This is a genomic window from Roseivivax sediminis (genome assembly GCF_900112685.1).
GTDB lineage: Bacteria > Pseudomonadota > Alphaproteobacteria > Rhodobacterales > Rhodobacteraceae > Roseivivax > Roseivivax sediminis.
This window is the reverse complement of record NZ_FOMS01000008.1, coordinates 122,475-139,082: the sequence shown is the minus strand read 5'-3', so window position 1 is coordinate 139,082 and position 16,608 is coordinate 122,475. Positions and strand designations below refer to the sequence as shown.

At 65.9% G+C, this 16,608-nt stretch carries 19 protein-coding genes; 5 read left to right on the top strand and 14 right to left on the bottom strand.

Annotation, left to right across the window (positions count from 1 at the left end):
* Nucleotides 1-72 precede the first annotated feature (72 nt).
* The 3 genes from F3H57_RS13690 (at nt 73) to deoD (ending at nt 3,221) form a co-directional block, all read left to right on the top strand.
* On the top strand, nt 73-2,052 hold the full coding sequence (locus tag F3H57_RS13690; protein WP_149756480.1) for a protein meaA: 1,980 nt from the start codon (nt 73-75) through the stop codon (nt 2,050-2,052).
* Between the two features lie 151 nt (nt 2,053-2,203).
* Nucleotides 2,204-2,512, top strand: coding sequence for an H-NS histone family protein (locus F3H57_RS13685; RefSeq protein WP_149756479.1), 309 nt, complete (start codon nt 2,204-2,206; stop codon nt 2,510-2,512).
* Between the two features lie 4 nt (nt 2,513-2,516).
* Nucleotides 2,517-3,221, top strand: coding sequence for a purine-nucleoside phosphorylase (deoD, locus tag F3H57_RS13680; protein WP_149756478.1), 705 nt, complete (start codon nt 2,517-2,519; stop codon nt 3,219-3,221).
* Here the strand turns inward: deoD and F3H57_RS13675 are convergent.
* The 14 genes from F3H57_RS13675 to F3H57_RS13615 form a co-directional block, all read right to left on the bottom strand.
* Nucleotides 3,218-4,078 (bottom strand): urea carboxylase-associated family protein, encoded by an 861-nt coding sequence (locus F3H57_RS13675; protein ID WP_149756477.1) that lies wholly within the window; start codon nt 4,076-4,078, stop codon nt 3,218-3,220. The genes deoD and F3H57_RS13675 overlap by 4 nt on opposite strands.
* Before the next feature lie 152 nt (nt 4,079-4,230).
* Nucleotides 4,231-5,415 (bottom strand): type III PLP-dependent enzyme, encoded by a 1,185-nt coding sequence (locus F3H57_RS13670; RefSeq protein ID WP_149756476.1) that lies wholly within the window; start codon nt 5,413-5,415, stop codon nt 4,231-4,233.
* Nucleotides 5,416-5,613: 198 nt separating this feature from the next.
* Nucleotides 5,614-5,808, bottom strand: coding sequence for a hypothetical protein (locus tag F3H57_RS13665; protein ID WP_149756475.1), 195 nt, complete (start codon nt 5,806-5,808; stop codon nt 5,614-5,616).
* A gap of 73 nt (nt 5,809-5,881) precedes the next feature.
* Nucleotides 5,882-6,034: a hypothetical protein gene (locus F3H57_RS22265; protein WP_188129688.1), complete on the bottom strand. Its 153-nt coding sequence runs from the start codon at nt 6,032-6,034 to the stop codon at nt 5,882-5,884.
* A 174-nt stretch (nt 6,035-6,208) separates the two neighbouring features.
* Nucleotides 6,209-6,988, bottom strand: coding sequence for a succinate dehydrogenase iron-sulfur subunit (locus tag F3H57_RS13660; protein ID WP_149756474.1), 780 nt, complete (start codon nt 6,986-6,988; stop codon nt 6,209-6,211).
* Nucleotides 6,989-7,091: 103 nt separating this feature from the next.
* Nucleotides 7,092-7,409: a hypothetical protein gene (locus F3H57_RS13655; protein WP_149756473.1), complete on the bottom strand. Its 318-nt coding sequence runs from the start codon at nt 7,407-7,409 to the stop codon at nt 7,092-7,094.
* On the bottom strand, nt 7,409-9,229 hold the full coding sequence (gene sdhA / locus F3H57_RS13650) for a succinate dehydrogenase flavoprotein subunit (RefSeq protein WP_149756472.1): 1,821 nt from the start codon (nt 9,227-9,229) through the stop codon (nt 7,409-7,411). Before sdhA ends, F3H57_RS13655 begins: the two co-directional genes overlap by 1 nt.
* Before the next feature lie 19 nt (nt 9,230-9,248).
* Nucleotides 9,249-9,620, bottom strand: coding sequence for a succinate dehydrogenase, hydrophobic membrane anchor protein (gene sdhD / locus F3H57_RS13645; protein WP_149756471.1), 372 nt, complete (start codon nt 9,618-9,620; stop codon nt 9,249-9,251).
* Between the two features lie 13 nt (nt 9,621-9,633).
* Entirely contained in the window at nt 9,634-10,026 is a 393-nt protein-coding gene (gene sdhC / locus F3H57_RS13640) for a succinate dehydrogenase, cytochrome b556 subunit (protein WP_149756470.1), read from the bottom strand.
* 372 nt (nt 10,027-10,398) lie between these two features.
* Nucleotides 10,399-11,445, bottom strand: a complete 1,047-nt coding sequence (locus F3H57_RS13635; RefSeq protein ID WP_223163078.1) for a MaoC family dehydratase — start codon at nt 11,443-11,445, stop codon at nt 10,399-10,401.
* On the bottom strand, nt 11,442-11,645 hold the full coding sequence (locus tag F3H57_RS13630; protein WP_149756469.1) for a DUF1737 domain-containing protein: 204 nt from the start codon (nt 11,643-11,645) through the stop codon (nt 11,442-11,444). Before F3H57_RS13630 ends, F3H57_RS13635 begins: the two co-directional genes overlap by 4 nt.
* Before the next feature lie 4 nt (nt 11,646-11,649).
* Nucleotides 11,650-12,195, bottom strand: coding sequence for an NnrU family protein (locus tag F3H57_RS13625; RefSeq protein WP_149756468.1), 546 nt, complete (start codon nt 12,193-12,195; stop codon nt 11,650-11,652).
* Nucleotides 12,196-12,198: 3 nt separating this feature from the next.
* Nucleotides 12,199-13,050: an HpcH/HpaI aldolase/citrate lyase family protein gene (locus F3H57_RS13620; RefSeq protein WP_149756467.1), complete on the bottom strand. Its 852-nt coding sequence runs from the start codon at nt 13,048-13,050 to the stop codon at nt 12,199-12,201.
* A gap of 116 nt (nt 13,051-13,166) precedes the next feature.
* Nucleotides 13,167-13,922, bottom strand: coding sequence for a sulfite exporter TauE/SafE family protein (locus F3H57_RS13615; RefSeq protein ID WP_149756466.1), 756 nt, complete (start codon nt 13,920-13,922; stop codon nt 13,167-13,169).
* Between the two features lie 175 nt (nt 13,923-14,097).
* Between F3H57_RS13615 and mdh the strand changes: the two genes are divergently transcribed.
* Both mdh and sucC read left to right on the top strand, forming a co-directional pair.
* Nucleotides 14,098-15,060, top strand: coding sequence for a malate dehydrogenase (gene mdh, locus F3H57_RS13610; RefSeq protein ID WP_149756465.1), 963 nt, complete (start codon nt 14,098-14,100; stop codon nt 15,058-15,060).
* A 266-nt stretch (nt 15,061-15,326) separates the two neighbouring features.
* On the top strand, nt 15,327-16,520 hold the full coding sequence (gene sucC / locus F3H57_RS13605; RefSeq protein ID WP_149756464.1) for an ADP-forming succinate--CoA ligase subunit beta: 1,194 nt from the start codon (nt 15,327-15,329) through the stop codon (nt 16,518-16,520).
* Nucleotides 16,521-16,608: the final 88 nt, after the last annotated feature.

The window sequence follows — 16,608 nt, the reverse complement described above, 5'->3', positions numbered from 1 at the left end:
ACAATATTTCTATTAATCGGTCCGAAGCGAAACTTTATTACCCACGCATCTTCAGCTCAGGTGACGCCCGCCATGCCAGACACGCCTTCCCTGCCGCCTCGCGACACACCCTGGCTCATCCGGACCTACGCGGGTCACTCGACGGCCGCAGCTTCCAACGCGCTTTACCGCGGCAACCTCGCCAAGGGCCAGACCGGTCTGTCGGTCGCGTTCGATCTGCCGACGCAGACCGGCTACGACAGCGATCACGAACTGTCGAAGGGCGAGGTGGGAAAGGTCGGCGTGCCGATATGCCATCTCGGTGACATGGAGACGCTGTTCGACGCAATTCCGCTTGAGCAGATGAACACCTCAATGACGATCAACGCCACGGCGCCGTGGCTGCTCGCGCTCTATATCGCGGTGGCCGAGCGGCAGGGGGCGGATGTCTCCAGGCTTACCGGCACCGTGCAGAACGACCTGATCAAGGAATACCTCAGCCGCGGCACCTATATCTGTCCGCCGAAACCGTCGCTGAAGATGATCGGGGACGTCGCCGAGTATTGCTACAAGCACGTGCCGAAATGGAACCCGATGAACGTGTGTTCCTATCACCTGCAAGAGGCCGGCGCGACGCCCGAGCAGGAGCTTGCCTTCGCGCTCGCCACCGCGACCGCAGTCCTCGACGAATTGAAGCCACGGGTTCCTGCGTCCGATTTCCCGATGCTCTGTGGGCGCATTTCCTTCTTCGTGAATGCCGGCATCCGGTTCGTGACCGAGATGTGCAAGATGCGCGCCTTCGTCGATCTCTGGGACGAAATACTGGAGTCGCGCTACGGCGTGACCGATCCCAAGTACCGCCGCTTCCGTTACGGCGTGCAGGTCAATTCGCTGGGCCTGACCGAACAGCAACCCGAAAACAACGTCTACCGCATCCTGATCGAGATGCTCGCCGTGACGCTGTCGAAAAAGGCCCGCGCCCGCGCCGTGCAATTGCCGGCCTGGAACGAGGCGCTCGGCCTGCCGCGTCCGTGGGACCAGCAATGGTCCATGCGGATGCAGCAGATCATGGCCTACGAGACCGACCTTCTGGAATTCGACGATCTGTTCGACGACAACCCGGCTGTGGAGCGCAAGGTGGCCGAACTGCGCGACGGCGCAAGGGCGGAACTGGCGACGCTCGACGCCATGGGCGGCGCGATCGAGGCGATCGATTACATGAAGTCCCGCCTCGTCGAGAGCAACGCCGACCGCGTCGCGAAAGTGGAGCGGGGCGAGACGGTGGTGGTCGGCGTCAACCGCTGGACGGACACGGAGCGCTCGCCGCTCCTCGGCGAGGATGGCGGTATCATGACCGTCGACCCCGCGGTGGAGCAGGACCAGATCGCACGGCTTACCGCCTGGCGCGAGGCGCGCGACGATGAAGCCGTGAAGCGCGCGCTTGCCGATCTGCGCGCCGCCGCGCGCGAGGGCCGCAACGTCATGCCTGCGTCGATCGAGGCGGCCAAGGCCGGCGTGACGACGGGCGAATGGGCCGCCGAGATGCGCGCGGCGCACGGCGAATACCGGGGGCCCACGGGAGTATCGAAAGCGGTCTCCAACCGCACAGAGGGTCTCGACGATATTCGCGAGGCGGTGGATGCGGTGTCCGGCCGGCTCGGCCGCCGTCTGACCTTCCTTGTCGGCAAACCGGGACTCGACGGTCATTCCAACGGGGCCGAGCAGATCGCCTTTCGAGCCCGCGATTGCGGCATGCAGATCGACTACGAGGGCATTCGCCTGACGCCGGCCCAGATCGTTGCGGCGGCATCCGAATCCGATCCGCACGTGATCGGATTGTCGATCCTGTCGGGCAGCCATCTGCCACTGGTTGAAGAGACTCTGGAGCGTTTACGTCAGGAGAACCTCGGTCATATTCCCGTGATCGTTGGCGGCATTATTCCCGACGAAGACGCTCGGAAATTGACCGCGATGGGCGTTGCCAAAACCTATACGCCAAAGGATTTTGAGTTGAATTCCATCATGCGAGATATCGTCGCCCTGGTTGATCCCAAAGCCGTTGCCGCTGAGTAGCGTCAGATCCCGGCTCCAAGAAATGCCGCCCGACTGGGCGGCATTTTCTTTTTGCCATTGCTATTCCAAATCCGCTGCCACAGAATTAACTTCAGTTAAACAGTGGAGCGTGTAATAGAGCTTCCAGCGGGCAGAAAGAAAGAGACACTCCATGAATATGAACCTCGAAGACCTCTCCAAGGACGAGCTCAAGCGACTGAAAACGGATGTGGACCGCGCCTTGAAGACGATCGACCAACGCCGCAAGGCGGAGGCGAAACGCGCCGCCGAAACCGCCGCGAAGGAATACGGCTTTTCTCTCGACGATCTCGTGGCCGAAGCCGGAAAGGGTTCCAAGGGCTTGCCGAAATACAAGAATCCAGACGATCCTTCGCAAACCTGGACGGGCCGTGGCCGGAAGCCCAACTGGGTGCTTTCGGCGCTCGATAGCGGAAAGACGTTGGACGATCTGAAGATCTGAACGGATGACGATCCATATCGGCGCCGCCGCGGGCGAAATCGCGGAGACCGTGCTTCTGCCCGGGGATCCTTATCGCGCGAAATGGATCGCCGAAACCTTCCTCACCGCACCGCGCCTCGTCAACGAGGTGCGCGGCATGCTGGGATATACCGGTACCTGGAACGGTCACGCGGTGACCGTTCACGGCTCCGGCATGGGCATGCCTTCATTGTCGATCTACGCCAACGAGCTGATCCGGGATTACGGGGCGAAGACGCTCATTCGCGTCGGCTCCTGCGGCGCGATGCAGGACAAGGTCGCGTTGCGGGATATCATTCTCGCAATGGCGGCCAGCACCCTCTCGACGCCGTCGCGGGGGATCTTGCGCGAGATCGATTTCGCTCCTGCGGCGAATTGGCAACTGCTGCGCGGTGCGGCCGATGCGGCCGAAGCCAGGGGCGCGACCTATCACGTCGGCGGGATTTATTCCTCGGACGTGTTCTATGACGAACGGCCCGATCTTTCGGAAATCATGACCCGCCACGGCATTCTCGGCGTGGAAATGGAAGCGGCCGAACTTTATACGCTCGCCGCGCGTCATGGGGTCAGGGCGCTCGCGGTCCTGACAGTCAGCGACCAGTTGATGACCGGTGAGGCACTGTCCTCCGCCGACCGCGAACGCGGCTTTGCCGACATGGTCGAAATCGCGCTCGCCGCTGCCTTTGCCTAGAGCCCGTGCGAACGGTCGTAGCCGCTCGCCGCCGGCGCCTCCCATCCTGCGGGGGCGCCGTTTTCCGGCCGCAGGATTTCCACCTCCAGGGGAAAACAGCGCGCCGCGTCGCTCGAATGTGCCGATCCGCAATCGCCGCCGGGACAAGCGCTGAGCGCGCCCAGAAGATCGATTTCCGCGAGGAAGGTGATCGCGTCGCCCGGCCGCACCGGGCTGGCCTTCATGAAATACTGTCCGGTGTCGCGGGTGAAGCCGGTGCACATGAAGACGTTCAGAACGTCATGCACGTGCCGTTCCGCCTCCGCCAGCGGCAGCTCCAGTTCTTCGGCCAACGCGCGGGTGAGGTTGGAATGGCAGCAATGGTGGTATTGCGTCCGCGACAGCAGATGCGCGGTGTAGGGATCGCAGCGCGTGCCGATCACGTCATGCACAGACCCGCCGTCCCCGTCGATCCCGTACCAGTCGAGGTCGTCCGCCACGACCGTCGCCATCGGCCGCATATAAGGAAAAGCCGACCACAGCCGGTCGCCCGTGGAGACATGCGTGCCGTGCAGCGCGCGGGTCTTGCCCGAATAGAAGCGTTCCGACAGGTCCGAGGCGGCCCAGAGATTCAGGTCTCCGACCTGCGGCCCCTCAAGTGAGCGGATGCGAAAGAATGTCCCGGCCGGAACGCGGAAGCACCGCGCCTGCCGCGGCGGCACCCGGGCCGTGCCCGTCACCTCCGCACCTGCCAGCGCCACCTTGTAGGCGTCCATCGGCACCCGGGGCAGCGTTTCGGGCGGGTAGCAGATCACTGGCCGCACCGCGCGCCGGGCCTCCGCATCCTTCGGCGCACCGCTCTTTGATCCTGTCTGCATCGCACTGCCTTTCTGTCCCATGCGGTTCTTGCCCGACGGGGCCCGCCTTGCGGCGCCCGGTCGGGCGGGCAACCTGCCCCCCCCCCGGTCCTAGACAAAAAGAAAAGGCCGGGACAGGGCCCGGCCTTCACAGATAACAGGTGACGCGCGCTTCAGATCGCGACGACGTCGAGCGGCGGGAAGCCATTGAAGCCGACCGAGGAATAGGTCGACGTGTAGGCGCCGCAGCTGCGGATGATGATCTTATCCCCGGCTTTCAGACCGAGCGGCAGCTCGACCGGGCGCTTTTCGTACAGGACGTCGGCCGAGTCGCAGGACGGACCGGCCAGGACGCAAGGACCGTGGGGCTCGTGATCGCGCGTGGTCACGAAGCGGTAGCGGATCGCCTCGCCCTCGGTCTCCGCGAGACCCGAGAAGCGGCCGATGTCGAGATAGACCCAGCGGTGCAGGTCGTTCTCGGACTTCTTGGACACCAGCAGCACCTCGGCGGCGATGGCGCCGGCCTCGGCGACGAGGCCGCGGCCGGGCTCTGCCATGATGTGCGGCACGTCACCGAAGCGCGCCTCGATCTGGCGCATGACGGCGGCTGCATAGGCGTTCGGCGCGTCGATTTCCTCGGTGTAGAAGGCCGGGAAGCCGCCGCCGATGTTGAGCGTGGTCAGATCGTGCCCGGCCGCCTTCGCGGCGTGCCAGACGGAGGCCACCTGGTCGAGCGTCTCGCCCCAGCCGAGCGCGCGCTTGGTCTGCGATCCGACGTGGAAGGACAGGCCGACCGGCGTCAGCCCCTTCGCCACGGCGAGATCGAGCAGCGGCACAGCCTTGTCCATGGCGCAGCCGAACTTGCGCGACAGCGGCCAGTCGGCCTCGGTCGAGCCGACGATGAGGCGGACATAGACCTTCGCGCCGGGCGCATGCGCGGCGATCTTGTCCATCTCCTCTTCGGCGTCGACGGCGAAGGTGGCGATGCCGGCCTGGTGCGCGAAGGCGATGTCCGAGGCCCGCTTGATCGTGTTGCCGAAGGAGATCTGCTCGGGCCGGGCGCCCATGGCGAGGCAAAGCTCGATCTCCCCGCGCGAGGCGGCGTCGAAGTTCGAGCCTTCACGGACCAGCGTCTCGATCACGGCGCGGTCGGGGTTGGCCTTCACCGCGTAGTGGATCGTGGCGCGGCCCAGGCCGTCCTTCAGCGCGCGGTACTGGCGCGCGACGGCCTCGGTGTCGATCACCAGGGTCGGACGTTCGAAAGAGGTATTGCGGATGAAGCTCTCGACCCGGTCGGAGACGCCGCGGGTTGCGGGCATGACTTCGGTTGCCGAGAACTCGGTGACGTATGCGTTCATGTTCCATCTCCAATAGGACCCGGTCCATTCCTGGACCGACCAGTGCTGTCAGAGACGTTACCGTCGCTACGTAACCGTGGGGCGGACCCATGGGACAGAGGCGCGTGCGTTGGCGTCTGCGGTAGAGCGCATATCGGGGATCACCCGATTCTCTTCAAGTGTGATTTTCGCACGATTTTCGATTTTTCCGTTACCGCTTCAGGCGTTGTTCCTGAAACACGATTTCGGCGTTTCACCCGGTTTTCCGGTGGTCTTGGCGCCGCAGAAAACGCAGCTCCATGTGGCTTCCGTGTCACTGTGGCGGTATTCGCGCCAGCGGCAGGCGCGGGTCGCCCGGTTGGAGAAGATCGCGATCAGCACGAAGGCGACGATGAGCCCGACGATGACGACCATGATCCCTCCTTCCGGCGGTCTGCCCCGCCCGGGCTTTCAGCTAGGGCAGGACAGGTGGCGCGCAAGCGCAGGCTCAGGCTGCGCGGTAATAGGCCAGCGCGTCGCCCGGTGCCTCTTCCTTCGGGGCGGGCATGGCGACGGGGGTCCAGTACGCCAGTTGCTCGGCCAGGACGGCGAGAGCCTGTTCGGCACGGGTCGGTGCGGCGGTGCGGATTTGATCGGTCATCTGGGTGCCTCTAGCTCGGTTGGCTTGGCCCCTCCCTGACCGACCATATGATGCTGCGGCGCGGCATTGTCACCCCGGACCGTGTGCATAAGCGCGATGACGTTGCTGCATGCCGAATGTAAGACGCCGCGCGGAGGGCTCCGGGCGGCGTCTCGCGCGGCGGTCGGCGCGGGATCAGATCGAGCGCTCGACCATGGTCTTCTTGATCTGCGCGATGGCCTTGGCGGGGTTCAGGCCCTTCGGGCAGGTCTTCGCGCAGTTCATGATCGTGTGGCAGCGATAAAGCTTGAACGGATCCTCCAGATCGTCCAGCCGCTCGCCCGTCGCCTCGTCGCGGCTGTCGATGATCCAGCGGTAAGCGTGCAATAGCGCGGCGGGCCCGAGGTACCGGTCGCCGTTCCACCAGTAGGACGGGCAGGCGGTGGAGCAGCAGGCGCACATCACGCATTCGTAAAGACCGTCGAGTTTCTCGCGATCCTCGATGGATTGCCGCCATTCCTTCGCCGGGGCGGGCGTCGACGTCTCCAGGTACGGATGGATCGAGGCGTGCTGGGCGTAGAAATGGGTGAGGTCCGGGATCAGGTCCTTGACCACCGGCATGTGCGGCAGCGGGTAGATCTTCACGTCGCCCTTCACCTCGTCCATGCCGTAGATGCAGGCGAGCGTATTGATCCCGTCGATGTTCATCGCGCAGGATCCGCAGATCCCCTCGCGGCAGGACCGGCGGAAGGTCAGGGTCGGGTCGATCTCGTTCTTGATCTTGATGAGAGCGTCAAGGATCATCGGCCCGCAGGTGTCCATGTCGACGAAGTAGGTGTCGACGCGGGGGTTCTCGTCGTCGTCCGGCGACCAGCGGTAGATCTGGAACTTGCGCACGTTGGTCGCGCCCTCGGGCTTCGGCCAGGTCTTGCCGGTGCGCATCTGAGAATTCTTGGGCAGGGTCAGTTGGACCATGTCAGCCTCCCGTTGAGAGAAGGGCCGGCAGCCCTTCGGCTACCGGTCAGATATGGATGCGCCGGCGCGGCGCAACGCGCTGCGTCGATATGCGCCGGGCCCATCAGAGCGCGCCCGCGTCGCGGGCATATTGCGTGGCGAGGCAGCGCACCGTCTCGGGCCGCTGCACGACCTCGGCCACGATCTGCACCGACGACGCCGTCGGCCCGGTGAGCGTGTCCGCCCCCAGCGAATAGATCTGGTTGGCGCTGGCATTGTCGATAACGCAGTCGATCGCGGCCTCCAGCGGCAGGTTCGGGTAGCGGTCGAGCACCACGCGATTGACGGTCGAGCGCGCGGCGTTCCGCGCGACCTGATCCCGCGTCTGCGGCGCGCAGGCCGCGACGGTCGCCAGGATCAGGAGGGTTGCACAGAACCGCATCAGAACGTCCGCGCCTTGGGGGCGATGCGCTTGAGCTCGATCCCGCCCTGCGCCTCGTCGGTCAGCGGGTCGGTGACGATGGGCCGGTAGCTCAGCGTCATGCGGATGGAGTTCACGCGGTTGCCCTCGGCCCGGGCGATGGTGTGCACGCGCCAGTTCTCATCGTCGCGGTCTCCGAAATCCTCGTGCGCATGGGCGCCGCGGCTTTCCTTGCGTGCCTCGGCAGAGATGATCGTGGCCAGCGCGTTGGGCATCAGGTTGCTGAGCTCCAGCGTCTCCATCAGGTCGGAGTTCCAGACCATCGAACGGTCGGTCACGGAGATGTCGTCCATCTTGCCGGCGATGGCGGTCATCTTCTCCACGCCCTGGGCCATCGTCTCGGCGGTGCGGAAGACGGCGGCGTCCTCCTGCATTGTGCGCTGCATCTCCAGCCGCAGCTCGGCGGTGGGCACGGTGCCCTTGGCATGACGCATGCCGTCGAAGCGGTCGAGCGCCTTGTCCACCTGCGCGGTGTTCACCGTGCGGGTCGTGGCGTCGCGGTCCACCGTCTTGCCCGCGCGGATCGCCGCGGCGCGGCCGAACACCACCAGGTCGATCAGCGAGTTGGAGCCGAGGCGGTTGGCGCCGTGGACCGACGCGCAGCCGGCCTCGCCCACGGCCATGAGGCCGGGCACGACCTTGTTCGGATCGCCCTCGCGCGGGTCGAGCACTTCGCCCCAATAGTTCGTCGGGATGCCGCCCATGTTGTAGTGCACCGTCGGCAGGACCGGGATCGGCTCTTTCGTGACGTCGACACCGGCGAAGATCTTCGCACTTTCCGAGATGCCGGGCAGGCGCAGGTGCAGCGCCTCCTTCGGCAGGTGCGACAGGTTGAGGTGGATGTGGTCACCGTTCGGCCCCACCCCGCGCCCCTCGCGGATCTCCATGGTCATGGAGCGCGAGACGTAATCGCGCGGCGCGAGGTCCTTGTAGGTGGGCGCGTAGCGCTCCATGAACCGCTCGCCCTCGGAGTTCGTGAGGTACCCGCCCTCGCCGCGCGCGCCCTCGGTGATCAGGCAGCCGGCGCCGTAGATCCCGGTCGGGTGGAACTGCACGAACTCCATGTCCTGAAGCGGCAGGCCGGCACGCGCAACCATGCCGCCGCCGTCGCCGGTGCAGGTATGCGCCGAGGTCGCGGAGAAGTAGGCCCGGCCGTATCCGCCCGTCGCCAGCACCACCATCTTGGAGTTGAAGACGTGGATCGTGCCGTCGTCGAGCTTCCAGCAGACGACGCCGGTGCAGGTGCCGTCCTCGTCCATCAGCAGGTCGATGGCGAAATACTCGATGTGGAACTCGGCGTTGTGCTTGAGCGACTGGCCATAGAGCGTGTGCAGGATGGCGTGGCCGGTGCGGTCGGCCGCCGCGCAGGTGCGCTGCACCGGGGGGCCTTCGCCGAACTCGGTCGTGTGGCCGCCGAAGGGGCGCTGGTAGATCTTGCCTTCCTCGGTGCGCGAGAACGGCACGCCGTAATGTTCCAGCTCGTAGACCGCCGCCGGCGCGTTCCGCGCGAGGTATTCCATCGCGTCGGTATCGCCGAGCCAGTCGGAGCCCTTCACGGTGTCGTACATGTGCCACTGCCAGTGGTCGGGGCCCATGTTCGACAGGGATGCGGCGATGCCGCCCTGCGCCGCCACGGTGTGCGACCGGGTCGGGAACACCTTGGTCACGCAGGCGGTCTTGAGCCCCTGTTCGGCCATGCCCAGCGTCGCGCGAAGGCCCGAGCCCCCGGCGCCCACCACCACGACGTCGTAGTTGTGCGTCTCGTAGTTGTATGCTGCCATTTGGTCGTTGCTCCGGATTTCAGAGGGCCATGCGCGCGATGGCGAAGATCGCGACGGCCGAGGCACCCCAGCACAGGCAGGTCATGCCGATGATCAGGACCTTTTCCCAGATCCCGTGAACGTAGTCCTCGACCAGCACCTGGAAGCCGTCGGCGAAGTGCAGGAAGCTGACGGTGATGGTCAGCGCCGCGATGAGCGCGGGAAGCGGCCGGGCGAAATGGTCGGTGACGGCGGCGTAGTCGGCGCCGATGATCGGCGCGACCGCGATGAGGAAGAGCGGGATCAGCACCAGCAGCGCGACGGATTGCACCTTCACGCGCCAGAAATGCTGGGTGCCGGACTTGGCGCTGCCCCAGCGGTCGGCGCGCTTGCGGTCGGTCATGTAGCTCATGTCGGGGCTCCTCTCAGAACAGCGCCAGGGCGATCAGGGTGACGACCCAGAGGACGCCCGAGCCGATCACGCAGGCCCAGCCCAGCTTTTCCGCCGTCGGCACGTCGAGGCCCACGCCGCTGTCCCAGATCAGGTGCCGGATCCCGGCGAGGAAGTGATACCACAGCGCCCAGATCGAGAGCGCGAAGATCAATATGCCCAGCCAACTCGTCACGATGCCGTCGACGGCGGCGAAGGCGTCGGGGCCGCTGGCCGCGCCGATGAGCCAGCACACGATCATAAGCATCGACAGAAGAAGTGCGTTGCCGGTGATCCGTGTGAGGATCGAGGTGATCGACGTCAGTTGCGGGCGATAGACCTGGAGGTGGGGCGAGAGCGGCCGGTTGCCGCGGTTCACGTCTGCCATCGGTTGCGTCCTTTCGCTTCCCTTGCCCCCGGGTGTAACGCTTTTCATCCGCGTGTCACGAGACGAGGCCCATGCGGAGGGCGGTTTTTTGGCGCAATCCGCAGGTTTTCAGGGTGTCGTGATCACGCTTGAGACGGCTGTGATCACAATGGCGGCGCGTCGTCGCCGCTCTTGATTCTGCGGATGCAGCATAAGGCTGCACCTGTGTAGGCGTATCCTGCCGTGCGTACGGCACAACCATCAGCCAGAAGGCGCCGCACCACGGGCGGGCGCTGGCTCGGCGCCTCCGGCTTGATTCCGGGCCGGCCCTCGCGGGCTCATCCCTCGGCGATGTCAGGCGGCTGTTTGTAGGGAGGGCAATCTGCCCCCCGCTCACACCGGCATCAGCGCCCAGTAGTCGAGGTCCAGCAACACCCCCGGCAGGTATTTCCCGGCCGCGTCCTTCAGCGTCCCGACGCTGCCATCCGTCGTCGCCACCAGCCGCAGGCGGATCGCACCGACGCCCGGCGCGCCCGTCTCGGCCACGTCCAGCACCTCGGACCAGGCGCGCAAAGTCTCCCCGGCGAAGCATGGATTGGCGTGCGCGCCGCCGTTCAGCCCGACGATCATCTGCGCGTTCGCCAGCCCGTTGAAGGACAGCGCCCGCGCCATGGAGATCACGTGCCCGCCGTAGATCAGCCGCTTGCCGTCCTCGCGCGCGGTGCCGTCGAAATGGGTCTTGGACGTGTTCTGCCACAGCCGGGTGGCCATCATGTGCTCGGCTTCCTCGATCGTCACGCCGTCCACGTGGTCGATCACCTCGCCCGGCGCGTAGTCGCCCAGGCGATGCGGCTCCCCCGCCAGATCCGTGTCGTAGTTCGAGAAATCGAGCCCCTCGGGCACCGCCAGGTCGCCCGCCTCAAGCGCCGTTTTCAGGTCCGGCACCACCGTTTCGGGCGCCGGCGCCTCGGCGTCGCGCTTCTTGACCATGACCCAGCGGACATACTCGATCACCGTCTCGCCGTGCTGATTGAGCCCGCGCGTGCGAACCCAGACCACACCCGTCCTGCCGTTCGAGTTCTGCTTGAGCCCGATCACCTCGCTTTCGGAGCGCAGCGTGTCCCCCGGCCAGACCGGCCGCAGCCAGCGCCCCTCGGCATAGCCCAGATTGGCGCGCGCGTTCAGCGACACGTCCGGCACCGTCTTGCCGAACACCACGTGGAAGCCGATGAGATCGTCGAGCGGCGAGGCGGGCAGTCCGCAGGCCTGCGCGAAGGCGTCCGAGGAATGGATCGCGTGTCGCGCCGGGTAGAGCGCGTGGTAAAGCGCCCGCTCTCCGCCGCCGACCGTGCGCGGCACCGCGTGACGCAACACTTCACCGACGCGGTAATCCTCGAAGAACCGGCCGGAATCGGTCTTGGCCCCGCCGCCCGGCATCATTGCTCTCCCAGCTTGAGATCGGGCGAATAGGTGCCCTCGACCTCCTTCGTGACCGCCTGGCCGCAGCGCATCACGCCGTTCGCCGCGTCGAAGGCGTAGGTGGGATCGCCGTGAAGCTCCCACCCCTTCGACAGCGCCTCGGAGACCTTGTGGCAGAACGCCGACGTGTCGTCGGCCGACAGGAACCGGTAGAGCTTCATTGCCTCACCTCGGGAAGGGCCACACGCCGAGCCAGGCGTGGATGCCGGTTATGACCGCGAACATCACCAGCGTGATGACTACGAGCAGGATGTCCTTCTTCGCCGGGCCGGGTTCGGGCCGCACCCATGCCTCGGAGCGGTTGATGACGATGACCTCGGCCACTGCCCAGGCCAGCATGGACCCGAAGAGGATGATCGACGCGAGATCTCCGTTCACCAGAAGGTGTGCGACCGCCCAGATCTTCACGGCAGTCAACTGCGGGTGGCGCATCTTGCCGCGCAGCCGGCCGGTCGTGGCGCTCATCCCGTAGACGAAGACCGCGACCAGCATCAGCAGGTTGTTGATGTGGACCATGAAGGCCGGCGGCGTCCACACATTGATGAAGGGTGCGCCGCGGTAGCCGAGGACGATCAGCACCAGCGCGACCAGAAGCGCGACGGCGACCGCGCCCTTGCCCTTGTCGCCCATCGCTGCCCGCCGCTCGGGCGCCACGCGCTTGAAAAGATGCGCCGCCACCCAGAGGGCGATGCCGAGGACGAGAAGGATCATGGCTTACTCCGCTGCGATCTGCTCAATCGCCTCGGCTTGTGCCAGAACCTTGCGTGCGGTGTCCACGTGAAGGTTCTCCACGATCCGGCCGTCGACCACCGCGATGCCCTGGCCCTCGCGCTTTGCTGCCTCGAACGCCTCGATCTGGCGGCGGGCCAACTCGATCTCCGCCTTTGAGGGGCCGAAACAGGCATTTGCGATGTCGATCTGCGCGGGGTGGATCAGCGTCTTGCCGTCAAATCCCATGTCGCGGCCCTGCACGCATTCGGCCTCCAGCCCCTCCATGTCCTTGAAGGCGTTGTAGACCCCGTCGACGATGACCACGCCGTGCGCCTTCGCCGCGAGAAGGCAAAGCCCGAGCCCCGTCATCACCGACACGCGGTCCAGCGTCGCGCGGGCACCGAGATCCTTGATCAGGTCGTTGGTGCCCATGACCATGCCGCCGAGCTTCGGGTGTGCCGCGACGGATGCGGCCTGCAGCATCCCGAGCGGCGTTTCCATCATCGCCCAGACTGGCAGGTCGCCGGTGATCTCGGCCTGCGCGTCGATCTGGCCCGGCGATTCGACCTTGGGCAGCAGGACCGCATCGCACTCCATGGCGGCGACCGCTTTGGCGTCCGCGCGGCCCCAGTCGGTGTCCAGCCCGTTGATCCGCACGATCCGCATGCGGTGGCCGAAGCCGCCTTCGGCGAGCGCCTCCGCCAGCGTGGTCCGCGCTGCCTCTTTCTCGTCGGGCGACACCGCGTCCTCCAGATCGAGGATCACCGCGTCCACGGGCAGCGACCGCGCCTTGGCGATCGCCCGCGGCTTGGAGCCGGGAATGTAGAGGACGGAGCGGAACGGCTGGACCTGCATGGCGGATACCTGCTGCGCGAGACACAAAGTTGCGCGATAGACGCCATTCCTTTGCGAAAAATTCAAGCGAAAAATGCCGCGCCGCGGCGGAAATGTATGCTCGGGTGTACCGCCGTTCAGACCAGCGCGTCCCAAATCAGCTTCACCCCGGTGACGGTCAGAAGCGCGTACGTGATTCCGAAGAACACCCGTTCGGGCACCAGGGTGTGCACACGAATGCCGATCCAGGTGCCCAGCACCGCGAAAGGTGCGAGCGCGAGGTCCAGAAGCAGGGTGTCGCGCGTGAAGATGCCCATGCCGGCGTAGATGCCGGATTTCGACAGGTTGATCGCCCAGAACGTCAGCACCGTCGTCGCCTGGAACGTCGTCTTGTCGAGCTTGCGACCCAGCAGGTATACCGCCGCCGCCGGCCCGCCGGCATGGCTGACGAAACTGGTGAAGCCCAGCGTGACGCCCGCGGCGCTGCCGGCCACCGGCCCCATCGGGCGCTGACCGAGCGTGATCCATCCCGCTTTGAGCGCGGCCTGCCAGACGACGAAGCCCACCGCGACGACGCCGATCAGGAAGCGGATCGCGTCCGGGTCGGCCCAGTCGTAGAACAGGGCGCCGAGGATCACGCCGGGCAGCCCGCTGAGGATCAGAAGCCGCGCGTCGCGCCAGCTCCAGCGGCGCCAGTAGGCGGGCAGGGAGGTCACGTCGATCAGCATCAGGATCGGCAGCATGATCCCCAGCGCCGATCCCGGCTCCAGCACCAGGGCGAGAATCGCGGCGCTGGCAAAGGCCGCGCCCGATCCGAATCCGGCCTTGGAGATGCCGGCGAAGATCACCGCCGGCACGGCGACCGCGTAGACGCTCCAGCTCAGAATGTCCAAGGTCACCCCCGCGCCAACCGCTTCGCCCGCGGCGCTTTAGCGCCAACAGCCGGCAATGCCCAGACCCGCGCCCGGTTTCGCCGCATCGCGGCACACTTGCGCGGACCCGCGCTTCGGCATAGCCATGCGGAAAAACGACCCAAACGGAATTCAAGGGAAACCGGAGACCTTAGCCATGGCCAGACCCAAGATCGCGCTGATCGGTGCGGGGCAGATCGGCGGCACGCTTGCCCATCTCGCCGCGATGAAGGAACTGGGCGACGTCGTGCTGTTCGACATCGCCGAGGGCATCCCCGAGGGCAAGGCGCTCGACATCGCCGAATCCGGCCCGGCCGAAGGCTTCGACGCCGCGCTCAAGGGCACGTCGGATTATGCCGACATCGCCGGCGCCGACGTCTGCATCGTCACCGCCGGCGTGCCGCGCAAGCCGGGGATGAGCCGCGACGACCTTCTGGGCATCAACCTCAAGGTGATGAAGGCCGTGGGCGAGGGTATCGCCGCCAACGCGCCGAACGCCTTCGTGATCTGCATCACCAACCCGCTCGACGCGATGGTGTGGGCGCTGCGCGAATTCTCGGGCCTGCCGCACGAGAAGGTCTGCGGCATGGCCGGCGTGCTCGACAGCGCCCGCTTCCGCCACTTCCTCAGCCTCGAATTCGGCGTGTCGATGAAGGACGTGAGCGCCTTCGTCCTCGGCGGCCATGGCGACACGATGGTGCCGCTGGTGCGCTATTCCACCGTCGCCGGCGTGCCGCTGCCCGATCTCGTCGACATGGGCTGGACCACCAAGGACAAGATCGACGCCATCGTCCAGCGCACCCGCGACGGCGGCGCGGAGATCGTCGGCCTGCTGAAATCCGGCTCTGCCTTCTACGCGCCCGCGACCTCCGCCATCGAGATGGCCGAGGCGTATCTGAAGGACCAGAAGCGCGTGCTGCCCTGCGCGGCCTGGTGCGACGGCGTTCTGAACCTCAAGGGCCTCTACGTGGGCGTGCCTACCGTGATCGGCGCCGGCGGGATCGAGCGCATCCTCGACATCAAGATGACCAAGGACGAAGCCGCCATGTTCGACCATTCGGTCGACGCGGTGAAGGGCCTCGTGGAAGCCTGCAAGGGCATCGACGAAACCCTCGCCTGAACCCGGCGTGTCATCAGACATGTCTGGAAGGCGCCCGCGATGTCGGGCGCCTTTCGCGTTTCGGCCCGCGCGATTCTGACCCCACGCGCCGCGGCCTCCGGTGCCGGATGCCGGCGGCACGGTTTGTGATCACACGTTTGTAGCCTGTGACCACAAAGCGGGGAAATTCGCGCGCAAGGGGCGTTTTCGGCAACAAACCCTTTATCCTGCCCCGCTACGCATGCCTATCTGAGGCAAAGCGAAGCAATTCCGGGGACAGGTTTTCTATGAACATCCACGAGTATCAGGCGAAGGCGCTCCTGCGCAGCTATGGCGCCCCCGTGTCCGACGGTCGCGCCGTGACCCGCGCGGAGGAAGCCAAGACCGCCGCCGGCGCGCTCGACGGGCCGATCTGGGTGGTGAAGGCTCAGATCCACGCAGGCGGGCGCGGCAAGGGCTCGTTCAAGGAAGCCGACGCCGGCGAGAAGGGCGGCGTGCGCATCGCCAAGTCGGTGGAGGAAGCCGAGCAGGAAGCCAAGCGGATGCTCGGCAAGACGCTGGTGACCCACCAGACCGGCCCGGCGGGCAAGCAGGTCAATCGCATCTACATCGAGGACGGCTCGGGCATCGAGCGCGAACTCTATCTCGCGCTGCTGGTCGACCGCGTGACCTCGCGCGTGTCCTTCGTCTGCTCGACCGAGGGCGGCATGGACATCGAGGAGGTCGCGGCATCCACCCCCGAGAAGATCCTCAGCTTCGCCGTCGATCCCGCGACGGGCTACCAGCCGTTCCACGGCCGCCGCATCGCCTTCGCGCTCGGCCTCGAGGGCGCGCAGGTCAAGCAATGCGTGAAGCTGATGGGCATTCTCTACAATGCCTTCATCGAACGCGACATGGAGATGCTGGAGATCAACCCGCTGATCGTCTCCGACAAGGGCGATCTGAAGGTGCTCGACGCCAAGCTCGGCTTCGATTCCAACGCGCTCTACCGCCAGTCCGACATCGCCGAACTGCGCGACGAGACCGAGGAAGACCCCAAGGAACTGCAGGCGTCGAAATACGACCTCAACTATATCGCGCTCGACGGTGAGATCGGCTGCATGGTCAACGGCGCGGGCCTCGCGATGGCGACCATGGACATCATCAAGCTCTACGGTGCGGAGCCGGCAAACTTCCTCGACGTCGGCGGCGGCGCGACCACGGAGAAGGTGACCGAGGCGTTCAAGATCATCACGTCCGACAAGAACGTGAAGGGGATCCTCGTCAACATCTTCGGCGGCATCATGCGCTGTGACGTGATCGCCGAGGGCGTGATCGCCGCGGTGAAGGATGTCGGCCTGACCGTTCCGCTGGTGGTCCGGCTCGAAGGCACCAACGTCGAGCAGGGCAAGAAGCTGATCAACGAAAGCGGCCTCAACGTGATCGCGGCCGACGACCTCAAGGACGGCGCCCAGAAGATCGTGCAGGCGGTGAAGGGCTGAGGCCGGGAGCGCGACGGATGGCGCGAGTGATGAACCAGAATGGGGCCGCGGGGGTTCTGTCCTCGTGCGGTCCGGTACAGCCGGATCG

What these genes read in the sequence shown, in the direction of transcription:
- deoD (WP_149756478.1), top strand. Translation starts at nt 2,517, where the DNA reads ATGACGATCCATATCGGCGCCGCCGCGGGCGAAATCGCGGAGACCGTG.
- F3H57_RS13665 (WP_149756475.1), bottom strand. Translation starts at nt 5,808, where the DNA reads ATGGTCGTCATCGTCGGGCTCATCGTCGCCTTCGTGCTGATCGCGATC.
- sdhD (WP_149756471.1), bottom strand. Translation starts at nt 9,620, where the DNA reads ATGAGCTACATGACCGACCGCAAGCGCGCCGACCGCTGGGGCAGCGCC.
- F3H57_RS13655 (WP_149756473.1), bottom strand. Translation starts at nt 7,409, where the DNA reads ATGCGGTTCTGTGCAACCCTCCTGATCCTGGCGACCGTCGCGGCCTGC.
- F3H57_RS22265 (WP_188129688.1), bottom strand. Translation starts at nt 6,034, where the DNA reads ATGACCGATCAAATCCGCACCGCCGCACCGACCCGTGCCGAACAGGCT.
- sdhA (WP_149756472.1), bottom strand. Translation starts at nt 9,229, where the DNA reads ATGGCAGCATACAACTACGAGACGCACAACTACGACGTCGTGGTGGTG.
- F3H57_RS13660 (WP_149756474.1), bottom strand. Translation starts at nt 6,988, where the DNA reads ATGGTCCAACTGACCCTGCCCAAGAATTCTCAGATGCGCACCGGCAAG.
- sucC (WP_149756464.1), top strand. Translation starts at nt 15,327, where the DNA reads ATGAACATCCACGAGTATCAGGCGAAGGCGCTCCTGCGCAGCTATGGC.
- F3H57_RS13675 (WP_149756477.1), bottom strand. Translation starts at nt 4,078, where the DNA reads ATGCAGACAGGATCAAAGAGCGGTGCGCCGAAGGATGCGGAGGCCCGG.
- F3H57_RS13685 (WP_149756479.1), top strand. Translation starts at nt 2,204, where the DNA reads ATGAATATGAACCTCGAAGACCTCTCCAAGGACGAGCTCAAGCGACTG.
- F3H57_RS13690 (WP_149756480.1), top strand. Translation starts at nt 73, where the DNA reads ATGCCAGACACGCCTTCCCTGCCGCCTCGCGACACACCCTGGCTCATC.
- F3H57_RS13625 (WP_149756468.1), bottom strand. Translation starts at nt 12,195, where the DNA reads ATGATCCTTCTCGTCCTCGGCATCGCCCTCTGGGTGGCGGCGCATCTT.
- F3H57_RS13670 (WP_149756476.1), bottom strand. Translation starts at nt 5,415, where the DNA reads ATGAACGCATACGTCACCGAGTTCTCGGCAACCGAAGTCATGCCCGCA.
- F3H57_RS13630 (WP_149756469.1), bottom strand. Translation starts at nt 11,645, where the DNA reads ATGAAGCTCTACCGGTTCCTGTCGGCCGACGACACGTCGGCGTTCTGC.
- F3H57_RS13620 (WP_149756467.1), bottom strand. Translation starts at nt 13,050, where the DNA reads ATGCAGGTCCAGCCGTTCCGCTCCGTCCTCTACATTCCCGGCTCCAAG.
- sdhC (WP_149756470.1), bottom strand. Translation starts at nt 10,026, where the DNA reads ATGGCAGACGTGAACCGCGGCAACCGGCCGCTCTCGCCCCACCTCCAG.
- mdh (WP_149756465.1), top strand. Translation starts at nt 14,098, where the DNA reads ATGGCCAGACCCAAGATCGCGCTGATCGGTGCGGGGCAGATCGGCGGC.
- F3H57_RS13635 (WP_223163078.1), bottom strand. Translation starts at nt 11,445, where the DNA reads ATGATGCCGGGCGGCGGGGCCAAGACCGATTCCGGCCGGTTCTTCGAG.